Annotated in this window: 8 protein-coding genes; 4 read left to right on the top strand and 4 right to left on the bottom strand. The window is 56.0% G+C overall.

Annotation, left to right across the window (positions count from 1 at the left end; translation table 11 throughout):
- Positions 1-76 precede the first annotated feature (76 nt).
- On the top strand, positions 77-670 hold the full coding sequence (locus AM590_RS18165) for a hypothetical protein (RefSeq protein WP_058828708.1): 594 nt from the start codon (positions 77-79) through the stop codon (positions 668-670).
- A gap of 123 nt (positions 671-793) precedes the next feature.
- On the opposite strand, the gene AM590_RS18160 is transcribed toward AM590_RS18165, so the two are convergent.
- Positions 794-1,042, bottom strand: a complete 249-nt coding sequence (locus tag AM590_RS18160; RefSeq protein WP_058828707.1) for a hypothetical protein — start codon at positions 1,040-1,042, stop codon at positions 794-796.
- Positions 1,043-1,231: 189 nt separating this feature from the next.
- On the opposite strand from AM590_RS18160, the gene AM590_RS20120 reads away from it, so the two are divergent.
- Positions 1,232-1,798, top strand: a complete 567-nt coding sequence (locus AM590_RS20120) for a hypothetical protein (RefSeq protein WP_144064059.1) — start codon at positions 1,232-1,234, stop codon at positions 1,796-1,798.
- Between the two features lie 131 nt (positions 1,799-1,929).
- Here the strand turns inward: AM590_RS20120 and AM590_RS20115 are convergent, their stop codons facing one another.
- The 3 genes from AM590_RS20115 to AM590_RS20955 form a co-directional block, all read right to left on the bottom strand.
- Positions 1,930-2,454: a hypothetical protein gene (locus AM590_RS20115; RefSeq protein WP_082677767.1), complete on the bottom strand. Its 525-nt coding sequence runs from the start codon at positions 2,452-2,454 to the stop codon at positions 1,930-1,932.
- Entirely contained in the window at positions 2,455-2,775 is a 321-nt protein-coding gene (locus AM590_RS18150; protein ID WP_013035672.1) for a hypothetical protein, read from the bottom strand.
- Positions 2,776-2,943: 168 nt separating this feature from the next.
- Complete coding sequence (locus tag AM590_RS20955) at positions 2,944-3,111, bottom strand: hypothetical protein (RefSeq protein WP_172795835.1); 168 nt, start codon at positions 3,109-3,111, stop codon at positions 2,944-2,946.
- A 436-nt stretch (positions 3,112-3,547) separates the two neighbouring features.
- Between AM590_RS20955 and AM590_RS18145 the strand changes: the two genes are divergently transcribed.
- Together AM590_RS18145 and AM590_RS18140 are read left to right on the top strand one after the other, a co-directional pair.
- Positions 3,548-4,399, top strand: coding sequence for a ParA family protein (locus tag AM590_RS18145; RefSeq protein ID WP_253805963.1), 852 nt, complete (start codon positions 3,548-3,550; stop codon positions 4,397-4,399).
- Positions 4,400-4,401: 2 nt separating this feature from the next.
- On the top strand, positions 4,402-4,788 hold the full coding sequence (locus tag AM590_RS18140) for a hypothetical protein (protein WP_058828704.1): 387 nt from the start codon (positions 4,402-4,404) through the stop codon (positions 4,786-4,788).
- Positions 4,789-5,117 lie beyond the last annotated feature (329 nt).

Below are 5,117 nucleotides of genomic sequence, written 5' to 3'. Positions count from 1 at the left end.
CTCGTCGTCGCAATCACCAACTACGAACGTGGAGACAATCCGGGAAGTACCGTGATCACGGTGTGAGAACTCTTCTATGACACCCTCCTGGATAGTAACCGACACCGACGAACTGAAAGTGACCATCCACGAGTGCAATGCTTACGCTGTCGAAAACCCGGTCTACGGTCCAACACGACGGTTCCGTGACGCGAAGCGGCAGGTCGTCGACGTGCGCCCTGTCGACGACGTCGACGATAACAATGACCAAGAGCAGAAGGCCGGCAACGACTCCGGCTCAGAAGTCCATCTCATGACTGACGGCGGGACGGCGACACGTCAGACAGCTCTCGACAAGACCAATGAGTCGCCGTTCCCGGTGAAGATTGAGTGGCGCAAGGCGATTCGGAAGCGGTTCGAGGACTACCTGTTCGACCGTTGGGCCGCTGACGCTATCGACGATGCAACCTACCTCGCGGTGGATGAATACAAGACGCTCGTCGACGTGAGCGGCCGCGAGGTCGCCACAGAACTGCGCGATGAACTCTCGCGAGCTCTGACCTGCGATGAGTTTGAGATTGGCAAAGGGACTGAACTGCGCTCGATAACTCGGGTGCGTGGCGAACTCAACGATGCGCTCGATGACAGCGAAGACCCGCCACGCAAGCGACTGATGACAGGCGAACTATAGCTAAGTCGTAGAGTACGGGCTTCGGTCGACAGACGGCCATCCAGCAACCTGAAACGTCTCGATGGCTCTGTTGAATCCCTCAGGCGCTGATAGTTTGCTGAGGCCGTGCTGAATGCAGAGGTTCTATCGGTCGTTCTGTTTCCCTTCACGATAGCCAAATACTCCTGCCTCAGCCGTCGTCCTCAGGATTCGGTATATCCCAACGAGAACCCTGACCATGAGAATCCCACCACCAACCCAGATGAGAACCCGTGAGAGTTCAATTCCTCCGAGGAGGAGGGTCTCGGGAGTAATCACCCCGAGAAGAAAGAGGGCCAAACCAATCCAGAACGCTTCGTTCCGCTGGGAGAGTTCTGTGAGGGTATCTGCCATATCGCTGAGTAAGTTGTTGTGGAAATTAAACTCCCCCCCATGACCGACTCGCGCTCTCTATTCAGCACGCTCGCAGAATCCTCACCAACAGCTGTCAGAAGCGTCGTGACCGATACAGAGGATGAGTTCAGCAGAGAACTCATTCGGGATTGACCCAAAGAATTTACACATTCACGATTGATGGATATCATGGCTCGCCGCTTCAGTAGCGCCCTCTTATTGACTGTATTCGGAGCTGCAGGTGGGCTCATTTCAGTGGTTGCCGTGACTCAAATTGGGGACAGCCCACCTGAACGACTCGCAATCGGTCTTGCACTCATCCTCAGCGGTGTGTTACTACTGCTGGGTCTCGTGCGGGTGTACGGACACGAGACGGGTGCCAAGCGGACGGCGACTTTACCTGCAAAAATCCTTCTCGTCATTGGTCTCTGTACTGCCATCGGTGGCATCGCTGTGTTCGAGCCATGGCGCGCTGACGTTTCTCAGGGGTTTCGAATGATTATCACTGGCATATGGGTTTTCGTCGGAAGTGGCCTCACTGTCGCCGGAAGACACTGGGAACACCAACAAGAATCGCGATATCCACTTGCTGTTTTACTGACCGGCCAACTACTGAGTCTGTTCTACGTGGTGTTCGAATCGGTAGACAGTGTCCTCCCACCAATTCCTACCCCTGCCTTGCTTCTGCTCGGGACGATTGCTGGTATCCCGGTTCTCTGGGTGCTGTACCACCAACCAGCAACTGACACCCGATGAATGTGCCTCAGTAATAGACAGCCACATTGTCTCGAATGAATTGGCTCAAGTGGCTCTGGACGACGATTCCAATCGACTTGCGCCCTCTGTTCAGTTCGGTCGAGATGAGCTACCTGAAATCGGACAGGGGGTCAATTGCCCTCTCGTTGCTGTTGTAGTGTTGCTTTTGCGCGTGCGACGTAAGAATTTGCAGACCAACTCCGGGCGTCGCTCATCTTCTCGAGTGACTGCTCCGCAGAATCGGGAGAGAGCACGTCGTTCCGCACGAGGGCAGTGAGTAGGATTGGCGTCGTCACGAGACGAGTGTCAACGAGTGATGCATGGACCAGTGCGAGTCGGTTGAACTCGTCGCAGAGGAGTTGGCTCGCGTCCACTTCGTTCGCCAACGTGACTGCCGCATTCTCGCCATCGTCCAGTGGAAACGTTTCGTCCAATTCGACAGGACGGACATCGAACGCGTTCTTACGGTCAAGCACAGCTTGTGCTGCCTCTCCAGAGGCATCGTCGTAAGATGCTGTTTCAGCCAATTCTTCGAGAACTTGCTTGGGGAGCAGGAGTTCGTGTGACTCAAGAAGCAAATCGAGTGGGTTTGTCGTGGCGTCTGCTACGGTTCCCAAACTAACGAGGGCAGACGTATCAGCGACGATGCGCACCATCTATGTGTCGGCCAACTCTTCTGCCACGTCGTCAACGAATGCCTCGCTCAACTGCTGTTTCAGGAGACGAAAATTTGCGGCCTCCTCGTGACCGACGAGAGACTTTAATTCCTCGAAGGTAATGGCGTCGTCGTAGTACGCTTCTGCGACCTCCTGCTTCACTTCGTCAGAGTGCGCTGCGTCCCGAAGATACTCGCGGAGGGCTGAGATGAGAATGTCCGTCCGGTCTGTCTCGAACACCGCTGCAAGGGTGTCAGCCCGATCCACCAGCCCTCTCGGTGCTCGGAACTGCACTCGCTTCTTCTCCGATTCGGAACTCATGTGTGTACATTGTGAGTGCGGTGGTAAAACACTTGTCTCGCACAGTCGTCTGACCGTGTTCAATTCACCAAACCACTTTGACCGACTTGCGCCCTGTATTCAGCACGACCATAGAGATCTCACCGAACGCTGTCAGGAGAGGTGTGCAACACTCAGAGGGTGAGTCTTTCAGTCGTCTCTTCGCTTGTCCTTGATTCCGGGTGTGAAGTCGAACAGGTTGGGGTCGATCCCTTCGTGGTAAGAGCGGAGGGCCAACTTCGTCCCGAGATAGCTTGCTGCGACCATGAAAAGGAATGCGACCGGCACCCAGAATGCAATGAATCCGAGGGAGACCATTCGTGTGTTCGTTTGAACGGGTTAGATTAGTTTCTTTGGTGGGACTCCCAATTTGCAAGACATGCGCGCTATATTCAGCACGCGACAACTGTCAGGTTCGGAGAGTTTCAACAGAGCCGTTGCGGCCACGAGATGACGCACGGCGACGAGGATGACGACCATCAGGTGTGTACCGACTGCTATGTCGCCGGATGCGACGGCATCACCAAGCGCTGCGACCACGTCATCGTGACGACGCTCGGTGAGTTCTAACCGAGCGCTTGACACCTCTTTTTCGACCCTACTATTTCCAGTGAAGTAGCACACCATATACGCTCACATATATGCTCGTTTCTGTCGCACACACCCCCATCTTTTTGTATATATGATTCCATATATGAATCTGTATATGCCCAAACAGAATACAGCGAACAGGGCGCTCCGAGCGGCCCTCTTCATGGACAAAGGAGGAGTCACGAAAACTACCAGCACAGCACACCTCGGGGAAGCGCTCGCCCGGGAGTACGGGCTTAACGTCCTACTCATCGATCTCGCAGGAAAGCAGGGCGACCTCTCTAAGCAGTTCGGCATCCACGATGAGGTTCGTGCCGCCGAAGACGATGCGTGGCCGAATATCTCGACTGTGTTCGCTGAGGAGTGGTCGACTATCGCCGAGAAGGTCCCCGACGCTGTTGAGGACATGATTTGGGAGACTGGCGAAAACGTCGACCTCATCCCCGCCCACGAGGGACTGGACAGCGTCGACGACGACCTCGCGAGCGTCAACGTCGAGGACCGCTACACGCGCCTTGACGAGTTCCTGACGAACTACGTCGACCCTCTCGGCTACGACGTTGTCCTGCTCGACCTCCCCGGATTGACCAACAATGTCACGCTGAATGGACTGTTCGCGACGGGCCGCGTCATCGCCCCGCTCACGATGGGCGAGTTCGAGGAGCGACAGCTCGATCAACTCGTCGCAGACATTGACGAGATTGTCGCTGGTTTCGACGTTGACCTCGAACTGGCGATGGTCCTCCCGAGTATGTACGACAAGCGTGCGAACGTCGACACCGAAATGCTCGCCCGACTCCGCGAGCAGTATCCCGACCGTATCGCCCCGAGTCCCATCACCGACTCACAGGGCGTTCCGAACGCACAAGCCGAAGGCCGCACCGTCTTCGCCGTCCCGAACGACGAACTCCTCGCGACGGCCAAACGAGTGAAAGACGCCTACACCGACGCTGCGACGGCACTTCTCCAGCGCGTCGACGGCGAGACAGCGACGACCTCCACGGAGACTAACTAACCATGTCCGACGACGCCGACCTCGAAGAACTCAAAGCACAGACTCAGAAAGGCAGTCGCGTCTCAGCACAGACCAAGCAGGACGATGGCGACCTCACCGACGCGCTCGTCGACGCGCTCGAGGCCGTCGAAAACGGGGACGTCCACCCGAACGTCTCTGTTCGTGACGGTCACACCGCTGCACTCCTGCACGCGCTCGAAAATAACCCCGAAGCGATGCACGACACCGTCGACTCACTCCGCGACTACCTAGGCGGTGACGCTGATGGAGAGGTCGACAAGAGCGTTCTTATCCGCCTGCTCCTGCGTGCCGGTCTGCGTGCCGGTGCGCCCGACACACGTGAATCCCTCGCTGACGCTATCGCTGAACGCGCCAGTAATGAGGTGTGAAATAGAACGGCTGGTGCTCTGCGAACTGGACTGACAATCTGTTTTCGGCTCTTGTTCGGTAATTGAAGTTAGGACGACCTCAAACGGGACGGCAATCGTCTTGAACGCACAATCGACGACACCCGGAAACGAGATCAGGTGAAAATGCATGACCGACGGCAACGGCGGTTTTGAAAAACTGGCTGAAGTGTAGAACAGCTGAGGGCAACGGTCCTTTAAGTCACTCTTGCACCAATACGGAGCGTGTCATAGAATCCATCTCATAGCTTCTCACAGCCCGGATCGTTTCCTCGTTCGAAGTTGGTGATTGCAACGACGAGCCGCAGACA

The sequence above is a fragment of the Haloferax sp. Q22 genome (genome assembly GCF_001482285.1).
In the GTDB taxonomy this organism is placed as follows: domain Archaea; phylum Halobacteriota; class Halobacteria; order Halobacteriales; family Haloferacaceae; genus Haloferax.
Note: the sequence above shows the minus strand (reverse complement) of the source record. Positions and strands in the feature narration are given on the sequence as shown.